This is a genomic window from Streptomyces sp. NBC_01233, from assembly GCF_035989305.1.
Lineage (GTDB): Bacteria > Actinomycetota > Actinomycetes > Streptomycetales > Streptomycetaceae > Streptomyces.
This window is the reverse complement of record NZ_CP108514.1, coordinates 7,798,091-7,814,113: the sequence shown is the minus strand read 5'-3', so window position 1 is coordinate 7,814,113 and position 16,023 is coordinate 7,798,091. Positions and strand designations below refer to the sequence as shown.

Genomic DNA, 16,023 nt, shown 5'->3' with positions numbered 1-16,023 from the left:
CCAGCCCCCACGGCCTTCAATTTCATTTGAAATCATGGTGGCAAGACAGTTCCCGCCGGCGGCGCGGTGTTCCGACGACCATGGTGTGCCTCGACCTGCGCCCCCACGGACTGGGGTGCATCCCACCGGTGACGACGAGGCCTGCGGTAGCGCGCTGGGATGCGAGAACCCCGGCTATTGAGAGAGCCCGGACGACCAGACCTCCTCGCCGTCAGCCCCGACCATTATGAGCCTGCCGTGGTTGCCGAGCAACGCGCGTTGGACATCCTGCCCCTGAGTACCGCTGCTCCATAGTCCGCCGTCGTGCCCCCGTACACGGGGTCGTCCACCTCGGTTCTGTACTGCAGGTTCAAAAGCACCTGCTCAGCCTTCGGGCCGGTTCCAGGTGTGGGGCATGGAGCTGTGGTGTTCCACCGGATCCTCCGTGCCGAAGCGGGCCCAGAGGAGGAAGCCGCCGAGACCCATGGCCAGCAGGCCGCCTGTGGCCAAGATCCGCACCACGCTGCGCTCCTCCTACCGCTCGTACTACCGGCAGATACTGCCCCGCCGCTGAATAGGCTGGGCTTCAAGTGCAACAACACCGCCTACCGGCCGGTGATGGACGGCATGAAGCTGCTGAAGAAGTATGCCGACGCCGACGGCAAGACCCGCTTCTAGGACGCCACGGACGCCGCGCCGCTGGATGGCGTGGTGCGCAGGGGCTGGCGCCAGGCGGTCATCGACGACAAGGGCAAGGTCGAGCGCATCCCGTACGAGCTGTGCGAGTATCACGCCCGCTACGGCGGCAACGGCATGACGATCTACTGGCACGTCGAGCGCAAGAACGTCTGCATCTACTCCGCTCAAGAGCTGTTCCTCCTCCGAGGTCGCGGCGATGATCGAGGGCCTTCTGCGGCACTACACGGACGCAGATCGAGTCCAACTTTCGCCTGCTGCCGAGGCTGAAGAACATCGGCAGCATCCGCCTGTACCGGCCGAACGACACCCCGCCGGGCCGGCCCGCGCTCGATGCCTCCCTGACGCGGCCGATCCGCTGGGAGCTGATCGAGCAGCAGTACGACGAGATGGTCAAGTACGCCACCACGCTCCGGCTCGGCACCGCCGAGGCGGAGCAGGTGCTGCGGCGCTTCACCTGCGGCGGATCCAACACCTCGCCTACCAGGCCCTCTTAGCCTCGATCCACCGACTGGCCTGTGTCCTGTGGACAGAGAACCGAAGAGAGGTGCCTGCTGACCTGCGATGATGGGAGTTCTGACGCTTCCAGCACGCACAATCAGCAAGGCACCTCGTAGATGAAAGCTTCCCATACTCCGGCGGCGGTCTCCGCTGCGTTCGACGACCGGAATCTGATCGCGCATGCCGGGCTGGTCCCGGTGATGCGCCTGGCCGAGCGGTGCGGGCTTGCCCGTCTGGCCGCGGAGAAGGTGAAGCTGACCGGGGCGAAGAACGGTGCGGGTGCGGCGGCGGATGCCAAGGTCACCAGCATCGTGGCCGGGATGGCCGCGGGTGCGGACAGCATCGATGACCTTCACGTCCTGCGCCACGGCGCGATGCCCGTGTTGTTCGCAGGCGTCCGTGCGCCGTCCACGCTGGGCACGTTTCTGCGCGCGTTCACCCACGGTCACGCACTCCAGCTCCACGCGGTGCACCGCAGGTTCCTGGCCGCTCTGGCCGCGCATACCCCGCTGCTGCCCGGCGCGGGCGAGAAGGCGTTCATCGATGTCGACTCCACCCACAAACGGGTCTACGGCCGGGCCAAGCAGGGCGCCGAGTACGGCCGGTTCAAAGGCGTACGCACCCTGCACCCCCTGCTCGCCACGATCTGCACCCCGCACTCCCGCCCGGTGATCGCCGGGGTGCGGATGCGCCGCGGCAAAGCGGCCGATGCCCGCGGCGCCCCCAAGTTCGTCAGTGAAGCCCTGGCCGCCGCCCGGGAGGCCGGCTGCACCGGGACCCGTATCCTGCGGGCGGATTCACAGTTCTACAACGCCGGTGTCATCGCCGCCTGCCGCCGGGCCGGGGCCCGCTTCTCGGTCACCACCGGCATGAACCCCTCCATCAAACGGGCCATCCACATCATCCCCGACCAGGCATGGCAGCAGATCACCTATCCCACCGCGGTGCCCGACCCCGACACCGGAGAGCTCATCTCCGGCGCCGAAGTCGCCGAGATACCCGCATACACCGCCTTCGCCGGCCGCAAGAAGGCGGAACAGGTCACCGCCCGGCTGATCGTGCGCCGCGTCCGTGACCTGGCCAAACCCACCGTCGTGGGTGACCAGGGCGAGCTGTTCCCCGTCTGGCGCTACCACCCGTTCTTCACTGACAACCCCGCCGGAACGCTCCAGGCCGAGCGGGAACACCGTCACCACGCCGTCGTCGAGCAGGTCATCGCCGACAGCAAAGCCGCAGCTCTGGCCCACCTGCCGTCCGGACAGTTCAACGCCAACGCGGCCTGGCTGACCCTGTGGGCCATGACCTACAACCTGCTGCGGGCCACCGGTGCGCTGACCTCCGCCTTCCACGCCAGGGCCACCACCGCCACCCTCCGCACCCACTTGATCCACGTTCCGGCCCGGACCGCCCGCTCCGCCCGGCGCGTCACCCTGCACCTGCCGCACAACTGGCCCTGGCAGCACGCCTGGACACACCTCTTCGACACCGTCCACGGACCAGCCGGCTGACACGAACCGCCCCTGCCCACCCCCCGCCCGCCAGGGCCCAACCGGAACCGAACACGTGGAAACGCTGGGCAGACCAGCAGCTACAACCTGCCCACCTACAAGCACCGACCCGGAACCGGCACAGAAACCCGCCAGAAGATCACTTCCGAACCACGCCGGTGGATCGAGGCTAAGGCAGCAACCCGCCAGCTCGGTGCTGGTGCGACGTCAGGACGACTCGCGTACCACCAAGTGAGGCTTGAGGACGACGATCGGCTGCGCCACCGGCTCGCCAATGATCCGGGCGATCAGCAGTCGTGCCATCTCCCGCCCCATCTGCTCGAGCGGCTGGTGAACCGATGTGAGCGGTGGATCGCTGAGCCGGGCAATCGACGAGTCGTCGAAACCAACGACGGCCACGTCATCGGGAACACGGCGTCCCTGCTCTTTCAGCTCGCGCATGGCACCGACAGCCATGCTGTCCGAGGCGGCGCAGACCGCGTCGATGTCCGGGGCAAGGAGGAGCAGTTCCCTCATGGCCCGGGCACCGGAAGCGGCGGTGAAGTCGCCGTACGCAACAAGGTCGGACGCCATGTGGGCGTCCTCCAGCGCATCGTGGAATCCGTCGAGGCATTGGACTCCGGCTCGCGTGTCCTGCGGCCCGGTAATGGTAGCGATCCGGCGCCTGCCCCGGCTCACCAGGTGGATCACGGCACGCCGAGCGGCGGCGCGGTTGTCCACGTCCACCCGGTAGGCCGGTTCGAACCCGGTCGGGGCTCCGACAACGACCGTGGGCACACCGCTGGCCTCCAGGTCGCGCGGCAAGGGATCGTCCCCGTGCAGGGAGGTCAGCAAGACGCCGTCGACGTGCTGCGCGGTCAGATAATGCGTCAACTGCTTATGCTCCTGCTCCGACTGCGGTATAACCAGCAGTAGTTGAAGTCCAGTCGTGGCGAGGCCTGCCTTGACACCCCGGACGAGGACTGAGAAATACGGTTCGTCCCAGACGCGGTCCTCCGAGACCGCCATCACCAGAGCAACCGTGTCGGTTCGCCGTCGCACCAGTGCCCGTGCCAGGTTGTTCGGCACGTAGTGGAGCTCGTCGATCGCCTGGAGCACCGCCTCGCGCGCTTTCGCGCTGACCCTCGAGGAACCGTTGATCACCCGTGAGACAGTGCCCCGCCCAACACCCGCGTGAGCGGCGACGGCCTCCAGAGTCGGCCGTTGGCCCCGCATGCGTTCGTCCCTTCTTCAGCCGGCCACGCCGACTTCGTTCCGAATCCGCCAGAGGATCCGACTTGCCCGGCGGCCATGCGCAAGGCTTGCAGATTACCCCTGTGCAGCCTGCGAGTTGGGCCCGTCGGCATGAAGCACGTCTTCCTCGACCCCATCCACCGCTGTGACTACCTGCCCGGAGCGGAGACGTCACCGAACCGCCCGGTACCTCCGGACACGGCGTGCTGAACGCCGTGCCATCGGGCGACGATCCGGGAGGCAAGTGCGACCGGGATCATCAACAGCGCCAGCAGCCCCAGGGCCGACGGAAGTCCGACGGCATGGGCGATCAGTCCGATCGTCGGCGGACCGGTGAGGAGGCCCGCATACCCAAGGGTTGCGACGCTCGCCACCGCGCTTCCGGTGGACGCCGGGAACTGCTCCCCCACTGTCTTGTACATCTGCGGTGTGATGCAGGACAGGCCCGCACCAAAGACGCCCAGCCCAAGCAGGGCGCCGGACTGCTGGTTGCTCAGTAGGCCGACGCCGAGGCCCGTACCTGAGACGACTGCGGACCAGGCGACCAGTCGCATGGAGCCGACCGCAGCTGCCAGACGGTCCCCGAGGATGCGTCCGACCGCCATGGCGACGGAGAAGACCGTGAAGCCTGTCGGCGCGATCGCTGCTGCCACTCCGACGTCGTTCCGAAGGTACACCGAGCTCCAGTCCGCGATCGCGCCCTCTACCAGCAGGCAGACAAAGCAGCACGCACCGAGGAGCGCGATGCGCGGGTTGAGCACGCGAGCCTTTGCTCCGCCATCCTTCTGCGGCCTCGACGAGCGCGGATCGGTGGGGACATCCGGACAGCGGCCGCACATCCAGGAACCGACTGCGAGCACCCCCGCTATCACCGGGAAAGCTGCGTCTGGTCCGATGTGAAACCGGACAGCCAGAATTCCCAGGCCTGATCCCACCAGGCCGCCGACGCTGTATGCAGCGTGGAACGATGTGATGATATCTCGGCCGTACACCCTGTCGAGGGCGAGGGCCTGGGCGTTCATCGCGACGTTGTACGCACCGCCCGCGAGACCGAAGAACAGCAGTGCCGCCATGAGCAGGAACACATTTGACGCCAAGCCGGGACCGATCAGTCCGACCGCCACCGCGAGAGCGGCTGCCCTACTGATCACCTGGCCGCCGAAACGGTCGACGAACCGCCCGACGGTGGACAGCCCCACTACTGTGCCGGTTGCGGCGACCAAAAGAGCCAGACCCAGCATGCCGTCACCGAGGTGGAGCCCCTGCTTGATGTCGGGAATCCGGGCGACCCAGGAGGAGAAAGCGATGCCGTTGATGAAGAAGTAGCCGGAAACCGCCCAGCGAGTCATCCGAAGACGCTGCGTCGGTGGGGCCCACTCTGGTGTCATGAGGGCGGTCGACCGCCAGAGACGGACTCGGTCGACCGCGTCGAGAGCTGCCGGGCCACGGCCTGCTGGCCCTCCCGCTCCATGGTGAGCGCCAGACGCCGGAGGAAGGCGTTCTTCAGGTCCTGCACCTCGGAGAACCGGATGGTCTCCCGCTCAAGCGCGATGGAGATCGCCTCGAAGAAGCCGTCCGTGTCGACCTCGGCTTTGAGCTGGTAGTAGTCGGATCCTATGCGGGCGCGATCGGACGAACCCGTGACTGCCTGCGGTACCCGGTAGAGGCACGGGACTGACGGCAGATAGGCGAGGGACCTGCCGCCCGCGGCCATCCGAAACCAGGCGTGCGCGTCCTCAGAGGCCCGCACATGGGGGAAAGGGTAGGCGGCAGCGATTTCCGAACGTACCGCGACCGTGGAGGTGAGCGTCGTGTAGCCCGTCTCGATGCCCATCCGGATCCACGCGTTAGGACCCTCGACCGGGGCGTGCACGTGTGACTGGAGGATCTCCCGGAGCGAAGGCGTCAGTCGGCTCTCCGGCACCGTGGCGCCGTTCTCGTCTATGACGGTGAACGTCGAGTAAACGAAGTCGACTTCGGGACGCTCGGCAAACGTTCGACGCGTCACCTCGAGCCGACTGGGGTGCGCGACGTCGTCCGCGTCCTGGAAGAGCACGATCTCCGAACCCTGCTCCCGTGCCCAACGGATCCCGACGTTCCGGCAGAACCCCTGCCCCCGGTTCACCTGCTGTTGCAGGACCGTGATGCGCCCGGGGTTGGCCTGGCTCAGTGCCCGGAGCCGCTCGCGATCCTGCGGATCCGGTGAGGCGTCATCGATGATGACGAGGTGCCAGTCCTGGTCCGTCTGGTTGAACAGGCTCCGCACCGCCTGGCTCAGGTACTCGGCCGCACCGGGGCAATCGGCGTAATGCGGCATAACAAATGCCGCCAAGGATGGGAATGTCATTTGTTTTCCTTATTCTTCGTTTGGATTGACGTGAGGTATCGTCGATGGATCATTCTGTGACGCACTGCTACTGCTCCTGCGATATTTTCAGGCAAGCGCCCACGGCATAGGCTCCAGTTCACCGAATTTTCGGCGAGGGCGACGGCCCGCTGGTCGCGGACCTCCTCGGTGGTGCCGAAGTGGACGGAAACGGGGGTGTGCAGGCCGATCCCGGAGTGCTTGTGCTCGTGGTTGTAGTACGCGATGAACGAGTCCATCCACTCCCGGGCATGGGCCAGCGAATCGAACCGTTCCGGGTAGTCGGCGGCGTACTTCGTGGTCCTGAACTGGCTTTCCGAGTACGGATTGTCGTTGCTCACCTTGGGGCGTGAGTGACTCCTGGTGACGCCGAGGTCGATCAGCAGCCGGGAGACCCTCTTGCTGGTCATCGAGGTGCCGCGATCCGCGTGCACGGTCTCGGGGACGATGCCGTTGTGCTCGATGGTCTCGCGGATCAACTCCTCGGCCCGTTCCACCGATTCGGCCAGCTCGACGGTGTGGCCGACGACGTAGCGGCTGAAGATGTCGATGATCACGTAGGCGCGGTACCAGATGCCCTTGTCCGGGCCGGGCAGCTTGGTGATGTCCCAGGTGAAGACCTGCGACGGACCGGTTGCCACCAGCTCGGGGACGGTCCTGGCCGGGTGCGTGGCCTGACGGCGGCGTTCCCCGTTCTGCCCGGCGGCGGACAGGATCCGGTACATCGTCCGCTCCGAACACCAGTAGTTCCCCGCGTCCAGCTCACGCGCCCAGACCTGCGCGGGTGGCAGGTCGGCGTACTCCGGCTGGTTCAGCAGTGCCAGGATCTCGGCCCGTTCGGCCGACGAGAGAGCCGAGGCGGGTGCGGCTCTCGGGGCGGGCTCGGGTTTGGGCTTCGGATTGAGGCGGCGGTAGTGGGTGGCGCGCGAGCGTCCGGTCAGCCGGCAGGCCACCGTGATCCCCAACTGCCCCTGGACGCCCGCGAACGCCTCGTCGATCACGGGCGCGGCGGCGTCCTTCAGTCCGCGCTCTCGGAGAGCAGTTCCAAGAGCGCGTTGGCTTTTCCCATGACCTCCAGGGCGGCGTCCCGGCGGGCCAGGTCCTTCTCCAGTCGCGCGACCTTCTTGCGCAGCCTTTCCACCTCGGCCTGCTCGGCGGCCTTCTTCGGTCGCACCGCCGATGTCCGCCGGTCGGTCAGGGCGTCCAGCGCGCCGGCCTCGCGGGCCTGGCGCCACTCGACGACGTGCGAGTGGTACAGCCGCTCGCGCCGCAGGATCGCGCCCTTCTCACCGGAAGGCGCGGCGTCGTACTCGGCGACGATCCGCAGTTTGCATTCCGCGGGGAACGTCCGCCGCTTCGGCTTCGGCGCCGGATCGGCGCTGGAGGCGGGTATCGGGGTGGTGCTGGCCATGCTGAGGGGTCTCCTGTCTCACCCCTCCAGACTGACCCGACAAACAGGGCGTCTCAGCCGAGACTGTCAGAGTGGGCGGCGCAAGGACGAGAATTTTCGATCTGCTTGATGCCCCATCTTCGGCCTCGATCCTGCCAAGGACCTCCCACGAGGCGAGGGAAGGCAGTAGCAGTTCCCAGAACTGCGCGACCGTACGGGGCGAGAGCCAGGTGGGATCCCGGGTGCCCAGCGCCTCGAACCCCGCGATCGTACCCACCACGGCGGTCACAGCGCCCTCCGGCGCCACGCCCGGACGCAGCTCCCCCTCGGCCCAGGCATGGCCCACCTCCTCCTCGACCCAGCGGTGCAAGTACGCGCGCAGGTCAGTGCGGCGCGGACGGGCCGCGTCACCGCTCAGCTTGAAGCCGGCCCGCAGCACGATGTCGCCCCGCAACTCCCGGGCGAGCCCGTGGGTCACGCCGACCAGGTGCTGCAGGTAGCTCGAACCGTCCGGGGACGCCTTCTCGGTGACAGCCCGCAGCCTCAGCAGCGCGGCGTCTTCAACAGCGTCTGCCAAGGCCGCCTTGGAGGCGAAGTGGAAGTGAATGGCACCGTTGCTCACCCCGGCCTGTGTGCTGATCTTGGTGAGCGACGCGTTCGTGAAGCCCTCGCGGTCGAATGTCTCGGCCGCACACTGGACCAAGGTCTCCCGGGTCCGTAGTGCGCGTTCCTGCTTGGCCATCAAATGCTCCGTTACTATAGGTGAGTGCCGTGTTTGCGGAACGCTGTATTAGCAAGGTGCGTTCCGGCAGCGTTGCAACGGACGCGGTCGGCCGGGTCGAAGCCATCGTCGATTTCCTCTTCGGAGACGCGTGGGCGCATGCTTCCTCAGCCGAATGGACGGAATCATCGGCGTCCGAATCGTCATGCGACGTTTCGCCTGACAATACGGCTCGGCCCCGTAAAGCGGTGATTCAGGCATGCTGTCACCCTTTCCCCGTGGAGATAAATAATCATAACGGTCGAACGCGGCCATCGACGTTTCCGATTCAGTCGCCACGGGCGACCGATTTCTGTTTGCTTTCGACTCGCGGGCCATGTATGGACCACGAGCGGGGCAGAGCCCGATCGGCTACATGGACAGTGGGGCATCTTGAACCTGTTCGCTACCGCCCACCTGCCATTCCCGCAGGACCCGGGACTGCAAATCGTTCGGCTCTGGCACGATGTCGGTGGTGACACCGTCGCGGTAGTCCAGCAGAGCTGGGTCCTCTGGCGGAGGAAGGGAAGGTTCCTCGACCGAAGCACCTCCCGTTTGAGCATTTTGATCTTGTTATTGATGCCCGGTCGGGCCGTTGCTGAGGGCCGGGTCAGTCCGTTGACGACGGCGTCGAGGCAGGCCTCATTCGTTTGGCCAGGATTTTCGCCCGTGTAGGATCTCCGTTGTCGAGCTGGCGTTGAAGGATTGGCGGAGGTTTTGTCCGCGCCTCCGCGAGAACCCTGACCTCCACGCCCTCCAGGGCTGATTCAAAGTCCAGATGATCATGTTGGGTTGCTGGTCAGGTCTCGGCGACGGGTGAAAACTGACCGCTGAACGGCGGATCAACGGTGACCCACCTCGCGATCGTCTGATCATCCTGATCTTCATTGAGGGTCAGGAGGAGAGGGTGATTTCCGTGGAGGACTGGGCTGAGATCCGGCGACTGCACCGGGCCGAGCACATGCCGATCCGGGCGATCGCCCGGCATCTGGGCATCTCGAAGAACACGGTGAAACGCGCCCTGGCCACCGACCGGCCGCCCGTCTACCAGCGTCCGCTGAAGGGCTCGGCGGTGGACGCGTTCGAGCCCGCCATCCGCGAGCTGCTGAAACAGACCCCGACGATGCCCGCCACCGTCATCGCCGAGCGGATCGGCTGGGAGCGCGGGCTGACGATCCTCAAGGAGCGCGTGCGCGAGCTCCGGCCGTCCTACCTGCCGGTCGACCCGGTCTCGCGGACGGTCTACCAGCCCGGCGAGCTCGCCCAGTGCGACCTGTGGTTCCCACCGGTGGACATCCCGCTCGGCTACGGTCAGTCCGGCCGGCCTCCGGTCCTGGTCATCGTCTCGGGGTATTCGCGGGTGATCACGGCCCGGATGCTGCCCTCCCGGCAGACCGGCGACCTGATCGATGGACACTGGCGCCTGCTGGCCGACGGCTGGGGAGCCGTCCCGAAGATGCTGGTCTGGGACAACGAAGCCGGGATCGGCAAGGGCAGGCTGACCAGCGAGTTCGCCGCGTTCGCCGGACTTCTCGCCGTGAAGGTTCACCTCTGCCGGCCCCGCGACCCGGAGGCGAAGGGCCTGGTCGAGCGGGCGAACGGCTACCTGGAGACCAGCTTTCTGCCCGGGCGGACCTTCACCGGCCCGGACGGCTTCAACACCCAGTTGACCGCCTGGCTGCAGATCGCCAACCGGCGCCAGCACCGCGTCATCGCCGCCCGGCCGGTGGACCGCTGGGAGGCCGACCGCGCGGCGATGCTCGCCATCCCGCCGGTCACCCCGCCGCACTGGTGGCGTTTCCACACCCGTATCGGCCGAGACCACTACATCCGCGTCGACACCAACGACTACTCCGTCCACCCCGGCGCCATCGGCAAGAGGGTCATGGTCCGCGCCGACAACGAGGAGGTCACCGTCATCGCCGGCAGCGACATCGTGGCCCGACACGCCCGCTGCTGGGCCAAACACCAGTCGATCACCGACCCCGACCACGCCGCCGCGGCCCAAGTTCTGCGCGGCGAAGTGATCCACCAGCGGGCGGCCCGCGCGGCCGCCGCCCGGGCCGCGGTCCTGGCCCCGGACAGCCTCGGCATCGAGGTCGAGCAACGCGAACTGGGCACCTTCGACCGCATGTTCACCCTCATCGAGGGCGGCGCCGGAAAGGAGGACACCTGATGACCCGCACCGCCACGAAGACCACGGCCGACAGGGCGAGGACGGACGGCCAGGCGACCCGAACCGGCCGGCAGACCGCCGCCGACGGGCTGCCGAGGCAGAAGTGGAAGCGTCGTTCCTGTGGCAACGGCGCCCACGGCCCGCGGGTCTGTGACTGGGGAGGGTCGAGGTGAGGCCCTGGCATCGCGAGGACCGCCGGCACTGGGTGATCGCCCGCAGAAGTGTCCGCCGGCCGGAGGAGATCTCCTACTACATCGCCTACTGCCCGGCCGAGACCACACTGGACGAGCTAATCCGCGTGGCCGGCAGCCGGTGGGCGGTCGAGGAATGCTTCCAGACCGCGAAGCAGGAGTGCGGCCTGGACGACTACTGAGGTTCCCCCGCACTGCGGGAGGGGCTGACTAGCTGGTCAGGGTGGGTTGACGTGGTTTCAGGTTCACTTGTTCGGTCGCTGCCTGGTTGGCGTAGTGCTTCTCCTCGTACTCGATGGGGCTGAGGTAGCCGAGCCGTTTCTGGATGCGGCGGGGGTTGTAGAAGCCGTCGATGTACTCGAAGAGCGCGAGGTTCGCCTCGGCCCTGGTGGCGAAGACGCGGCCGCGGATGCACTCGGTCTTGATGACCATCCACAGGTTCTCCGCGAGGGCGTTGTCGTACGAGTCGCCGACCGAGCCCATGGAAGCCTGGATCCCGGCCCTGACCAGGCGTGTTGTGAGCTTCACGGACGTGTATTGACAGCCGTGGTCGGCGTGGTGAATAAGCTCTCCGGGGGCGACCTCGCGGCTGGCCAGGGCGTATTCCAGCGAGGTCAGGACCAGATCGGCGTCGGCGCGGGCGGAGGTCTCCCAGGCCACCACCCGGCGGGAGAACGCGTCGCGGATCGCGGACAGCCACAACGGCCCCTCCCCGGTGGGGATCATGGTCAGGTCGGTAACCCACAGCCGGTTCGGCCCGGCCGCGGTGAAGTCGCGTTGCACCAGGTCAGGGGCCAGATCGGCGTCCGGGTCACGGCGAGTGAAACCCTTGCCCCGGCGGGGACTGATCCCGGCCAGGCCGGCCTGGCGCATGAGCCGCTCGACGCGCTTCCTGCCGACGTGGACGCCCTCACGCTTGAGGACGGCGTGCACGCGGGGTGAGCCGTAGATCCCGCCGGACTCCTCGTGGACCTGCCGGATCCTGCTGGTCAGCTCGGCATCCCGGCGGCGCCGTTCGCACGGTTCGGTCTCGGCCTGGCGCCACCGGTAGTAGGTGGAGGAGGGGATGTTCAGTTCCCGGAGTACGGGCTCGACCCCCAGATACGGGTGCTCGTCAACGAGCGCCGTCACCTGGGCCGGGTCGGGTCGAGCTGGGCCGCGAAAAAAGCCGAGGCCGTCCGCAGGACCTCATTCGCACGCTTGAGCTGTGCATTCTCCTTCCGCAGGGCGGCAAGCTCCTCCCGCTCGCCAGTGGTGAGCACGTCGTCGCGTTCGCCGGCGTCGGCCTCTGCCTGCCGGATCCAGTTGCGCAGAGCCTCGTGGTGCACGCCGAGTTCCTCGGCCATGCGGCGGATCACGGGCTTCGGCTCGGCGGTCCGGTACATCCGTACCGCACGCTCACGCAACTCCAGCGGATACTTCCAAGACCACGGAGTTATGGCTTGTCGGCCGCTGTCAACAGGGGCGAGGTATTTGGGAGAAGTGCCGGTCAGGGCAACGGGACTCCTGGTAGAGCGAGGAAGCCGACCAAGGTCTTCCCGCCTGAAGGAGCCCCGTTGCCCGTTCAGTGTTCCACCGTCACGCTCACGTCGTCCATCACCGTCGCCGACGGGGTCTTCGCTCCGGGGCATCTGGGCGAGCTGACCCGGCACCTGCCCTTTGAACTGGTCGATGACGTGCTGGAACGTACTGGCGGAACCCAGCGGAGGCTGAGGCTGCTGCCGTCGAGGGTGGGTGTCTACTTCGTGCTGGCACTGGTTCTCTTCCCGCAGCTGGGCTACATGCGGGTGTGGGACAAACTCACCTGCGGCCTGCGCGGGCTCCTTCCACCGCGTCCGTCGGAGAAGGCGCTGCGAGAGGTGCGCCGGCGGCTGGGCGCCGCGCCGCTGCGGCTGCTCTTCGAGACACTGGCCGGTCCCGTGGCACAGCCGATCACACCAGGGGTGCGATACAGGTGCTGGCGCACAGTCGCCTTCGACGGCTGCAGCTCCACCAAGGCCCCTGACCGGCCGCGAGTCTGCGCCTGGCTGGGCAAACACAAGCATCGTTACGGCACGGACGGATATCCGATGCTGAAGATCATGGTGCTGTGCGAGACCGGAACCCGGGCCCTGCTCGGTGCGGTCTTCGGACCGACGCCCGAGAAGGAGACCGGCTACGCCGAGCAGCTGCTACCACTGCTGGACAACAGGATGCTGCTGCTCAACGACCGGGGCTTCGACTCCGACGACTTCCTCGCGAAGGCCGCGGCCACCGGCGCCCAGCTGCTGGTACGCCTCAAGGGAACCCGGACACCCGCACGCTGGGCACTACTGCCGGACGGGTCATTCCTGACCAGGATCAACGGGACCCGGCTGAGGATCATCGATGCGCACATCGCGGTGACGACCGCCAAAGGGCTGAGGCTGGAAGGCCACTACCGACTGGCCACCGCGCTGACCGATCACCGTCGCTACCCCGCCGCAGAGCTGGTGGAGCTCTACCACGAGCGATGGGAGATCGAGTCCGCGTTCTACTCGCTTCGGCACACCCTGCAGCACGGCCTGGTGCTGCGATCCCAGGACGCGACCGGGATCCAACAAGAACTCTGGGCTCACCTGACCGTCTACCAGGCACTGCGCCGCGCGATGGCCGAGGCCGTCGAGACCCTCCCCGGCACCGACCCGGACCGCGCCTCCTTCACCGTCGCCCTGGAGACCGCAAAAGACCAGCTCATCGCCGCAGCCGACGTACTGCCCGACACCGGACCGGGACGAATCACACCGGCCCTGCTGCACGATCTGCTCCCACCCCGCCGGGCCCGCGTCAACCCACGCCGCGTCAAATGCCCGATCTCCCGCTACGCCGCCCCGCCCCACCAGGCACAAGTCCTGGGCGCATCCAGGATCACCAGCATCAGTGTCACTGTGAACCCCTCCGCTGGCCCAGGCCCCGACGGACGCCGCGACCGCACACTGCAACTCCTGCGAACCGATCCCCACCGCACCTGGCGCGCATGTGAAATCGCCCGCGGTATCGGACTGGAGGATCCCCAAGGACTACGCGCAGAACTGGGACGCTGGGTCCGCGAAGGAATCCTCCGCCGCACCGGCCGGGGCCTCTACACCCTCGACCCCGAGTGGACCACCCCAACCTCCACAAGCCCCTGTCCCCGCCCCTGTTGACAGCGCCGGACAAGCCATAACTCCGTGGTCTTGGGATACTTCCTCGGCGCAGGCATCGTCTGGGCTCCTCTCATGAGACCCATCTGACCCTCTGTCACCCATCCCCGCATCTCGGGGGAAGCTCATACCAGGTCCGCCGCTTCGACGGCTGGCACCGCCACATGACCCTGGCCATGGCCGCACACGCCTGCCTCACCGTCCTGCGGGCCCGCGAACTCGACACCGGGAAAGCAGAAACGGATCCTCCCAGCTCATACCCCTCACCCTCCCCGAACTCCGGCGCCTGATCAGCCGCCTCACCCGGCCCCGCCCGAGCATCGACCACGTCCTGCACTGGTCACACTGGCGCCGCAGACGACAACACCAAGCCCGCACCAGCCACTACAAACGACGCGCCCACACACCACCAGAAGCCAACAAACCATCACAGCAAAGACCGTTGCAATATTAGCTTGGCGTTTATCCTCGCTCGTCACCCGACCTGCTGATCTGCGGTGTTTCCCGGGACAGCGGAGGCAGCCGTTCTCCACGCTTCGAGATGTCGAGTAACGAAGCATCAGAGAACGGCCGCTGTGTATGAGTCTCCCTGCCGACGTGTCCGGATGCGAGGCGTTGGATGTGTTGTCCCGCTTTCGTGTGGAGTTCTACGACTGCCTGTATGCCCGGACCGACGCGCTCTTCGAGCTCACCGACGCGGTGCTGTGTGCGGACGGGCCGGTGAACACCCTGGTCGAGCTGTCTCTGGCAGCCGAGCACCGGCGCGGTCACGGCGCCTTGTACTCGGGGCTAGACCGTGGCTGGATCGAACCGACGCGTCTGCGTCGCTCTCTGGCCGGGTTGCCGCTGCCAAAGGCGGCCGACGGGCGGATCGTGCTGGCCGTGGACGTGAGCAACTGGCTCCGCCCCGACGCTCCTACCAGCGACAACCGGCTGTTCTGCCACGTCTACGGACGTGGCGACCGCAAGACGGACCAGTTCATCCCGGGCTGGCCGTACTCCTTCGTCGCCGCACTGGAAACAGGCCGCACCTCCTGGTGCCGGCTCCTGGACGCCCTGCGGCTCGGACCCGCGGACGACGCGACACTCGTCACCGCCGCCCAGCTCCGTGAGGTCGTGGAGCGCCTGGCCGACGCGGGGCACTGGAAGCCGGGCGACCCCGAGATCCTGATCGTAATGGACGCCGGCTACGACGTCGCCTACCTCGCCCACGCCCTGAAGGACCTGCCTGTCGTGCTGCTCGGACGACTGCGCTCGGACCGCGTCATGCTCCGCGACCCGGGCCCCGCCGTCTCCGGACCGAGGGGCGGGCGGCCCCGCCGGCACGGCGGCGTCCTCTCCTTCGCCAAGCCCGACACCTGGCACCAGCCTGACGTCGCCACCGCCACGGACACCACCCGCTACGGCAAGGCGGAGACGATGGCCTGGGACCGGATGCACCCCCGGCTCACTCACCGCGGCCCCTGGCTGGAACACGCAGAAGAGGAACTGCCCGTCCTGCACGGCACATTGATGCGACTGAAAGTGGAGTACCTGCCGGGCGACCGCGACCCGAAACCGGTCTGGCTGTGGTGCTCCGCAACCTCAGCTGCGTCGGCCGACGTGGACTGGTGGTGGCAGTCCTTCCTCCGCCGTTTCGACCTGGAGCACACCTTCCGGCTGATGAAACAGACGCTCGGCTGGACCGCGCCGAAGATCCGCCGCGCCGACACCGCCGACCTGTGGACCTGGCTGATCATCGCCGCCCACACCCAGCTCTGCCTCGCCCGGCCCCTCGCCGAAGACCTAAGGCGGCCCTGGGAACGACGAACCGAACCCCGCCGCCTCACCCCTGCCCGGGTCAGGCGGGGGTTTCGCAACGTCCGTGCGACCGCGGCCCGCCCGGCAGCCGCACCGAAACCGTCCCGACCCGGCCCCGGACGACCCCCGGGCACGAAGAACAAGCAACGAGCCGAGCACCACAACGTCGGCAAAACCGTCAAACGCGCCGAATCGATCAAGGAACACCAAGCCCGCAGAGATTAAATTTCAAGATTAGAAGCAATACCAGTGACTTAAGGATC

11 protein-coding genes and 4 pseudogenes are annotated in these 16,023 nt (G+C 67.2%); 7 read left to right on the top strand and 8 right to left on the bottom strand.

The features are described 5' to 3' along the window. Positions 1 to 363: 363 nt before the first annotated feature. Positions 364 to 501 carry a hypothetical protein gene (locus tag OG332_RS36565; protein ID WP_327417468.1) on the bottom strand — a complete coding sequence of 46 codons (138 nt, stop codon included), beginning with the start codon at positions 499 to 501 and terminating at the stop codon, positions 364 to 366. Between the two features lie 255 nt (positions 502 to 756). Here OG332_RS36565 and OG332_RS36560 point away from each other — a divergent pair. Then, positions 757 to 1,168: pseudogene (locus tag OG332_RS36560) on the top strand (Tn3 family transposase); the annotation flags it as partial. A 124-nt stretch (positions 1,169 to 1,292) separates the two neighbouring features. After that, a complete protein-coding gene (locus OG332_RS36555) occupies positions 1,293 to 2,684 on the top strand; it encodes an IS1380 family transposase (protein WP_327417467.1) in 1,392 nt (463 codons plus the stop codon). Between the two features lie 207 nt (positions 2,685 to 2,891). Here OG332_RS36555 and OG332_RS36550 read toward each other — a convergent pair whose 3' ends face one another. The 5 genes from OG332_RS36550 to OG332_RS36530 form a co-directional block, all read right to left on the bottom strand. Then, positions 2,892 to 3,899 (bottom strand): LacI family DNA-binding transcriptional regulator, encoded by a 1,008-nt coding sequence (locus OG332_RS36550; protein ID WP_327417466.1) that lies wholly within the window; start codon positions 3,897 to 3,899, stop codon positions 2,892 to 2,894. 167 nt (positions 3,900 to 4,066) lie between these two features. Further along, positions 4,067 to 5,266 (bottom strand): MFS transporter, encoded by a 1,200-nt coding sequence (locus OG332_RS36545; RefSeq protein WP_327417465.1) that lies wholly within the window; start codon positions 5,264 to 5,266, stop codon positions 4,067 to 4,069. Positions 5,267 to 5,301: 35 nt separating this feature from the next. Further along, positions 5,302 to 6,249: a glycosyltransferase family 2 protein gene (locus OG332_RS36540; protein ID WP_327417464.1), complete on the bottom strand. Its 948-nt coding sequence runs from the start codon at positions 6,247 to 6,249 to the stop codon at positions 5,302 to 5,304. Positions 6,250 to 6,260: 11 nt separating this feature from the next. Further along, positions 6,261 to 7,283 (bottom strand): IS3 family transposase, encoded by a 1,023-nt coding sequence (locus OG332_RS36535; RefSeq protein WP_327417463.1) that lies wholly within the window; start codon positions 7,281 to 7,283, stop codon positions 6,261 to 6,263. 285 nt (positions 7,284 to 7,568) lie between these two features. Next, positions 7,569 to 8,414, bottom strand: a complete 846-nt coding sequence (locus OG332_RS36530; RefSeq protein WP_327417462.1) for a ScbR family autoregulator-binding transcription factor — start codon at positions 8,412 to 8,414, stop codon at positions 7,569 to 7,571. A 925-nt stretch (positions 8,415 to 9,339) separates the two neighbouring features. On the opposite strand from OG332_RS36530, the gene istA reads away from it, so the two are divergent. Then, positions 9,340 to 10,608, top strand: coding sequence for an IS21 family transposase (gene istA, locus OG332_RS36525; protein ID WP_327417461.1), 1,269 nt, complete (start codon positions 9,340 to 9,342; stop codon positions 10,606 to 10,608). A gap of 86 nt (positions 10,609 to 10,694) precedes the next feature. Continuing rightward, positions 10,695 to 10,978 (top strand): annotated as a pseudogene (locus OG332_RS36520) (IS701 family transposase); the annotation flags it as partial. A gap of 31 nt (positions 10,979 to 11,009) precedes the next feature. On the opposite strand, the gene OG332_RS36515 reads toward OG332_RS36520, so the two are convergent. Together OG332_RS36515 and OG332_RS36510 are read right to left on the bottom strand one after the other, a co-directional pair. Beyond that, positions 11,010 to 11,930, bottom strand: coding sequence for an IS3 family transposase (locus OG332_RS36515; RefSeq protein WP_327411594.1), 921 nt, complete (start codon positions 11,928 to 11,930; stop codon positions 11,010 to 11,012). Further along, the gene (locus OG332_RS36510; RefSeq protein WP_327411595.1) at positions 11,927 to 12,430 is read right to left on the bottom strand and encodes a transposase; all 504 of its coding nucleotides are present in this window, start codon (positions 12,428 to 12,430) and stop codon (positions 11,927 to 11,929) included. Before OG332_RS36510 ends, OG332_RS36515 begins: the two co-directional genes overlap by 4 nt. Between OG332_RS36510 and OG332_RS36505 the strand changes: the two are divergent. From OG332_RS36505 to OG332_RS36495, 3 genes and pseudogenes are all read left to right on the top strand, one after another. Then, positions 12,356 to 13,983, top strand: a pseudogene (locus OG332_RS36505) (IS4 family transposase). The gene OG332_RS36510 and the pseudogene OG332_RS36505 overlap by 75 nt on opposite strands. 93 nt (positions 13,984 to 14,076) lie before the next feature. After that, positions 14,077 to 14,250: pseudogene (locus tag OG332_RS36500) on the top strand (IS701 family transposase); the annotation flags it as partial. 289 nt (positions 14,251 to 14,539) lie between these two features. Beyond that, positions 14,540 to 15,985, top strand: coding sequence for an NF041680 family putative transposase (locus OG332_RS36495; RefSeq protein WP_327417460.1), 1,446 nt, complete (start codon positions 14,540 to 14,542; stop codon positions 15,983 to 15,985). Positions 15,986 to 16,023 lie beyond the last annotated feature (38 nt).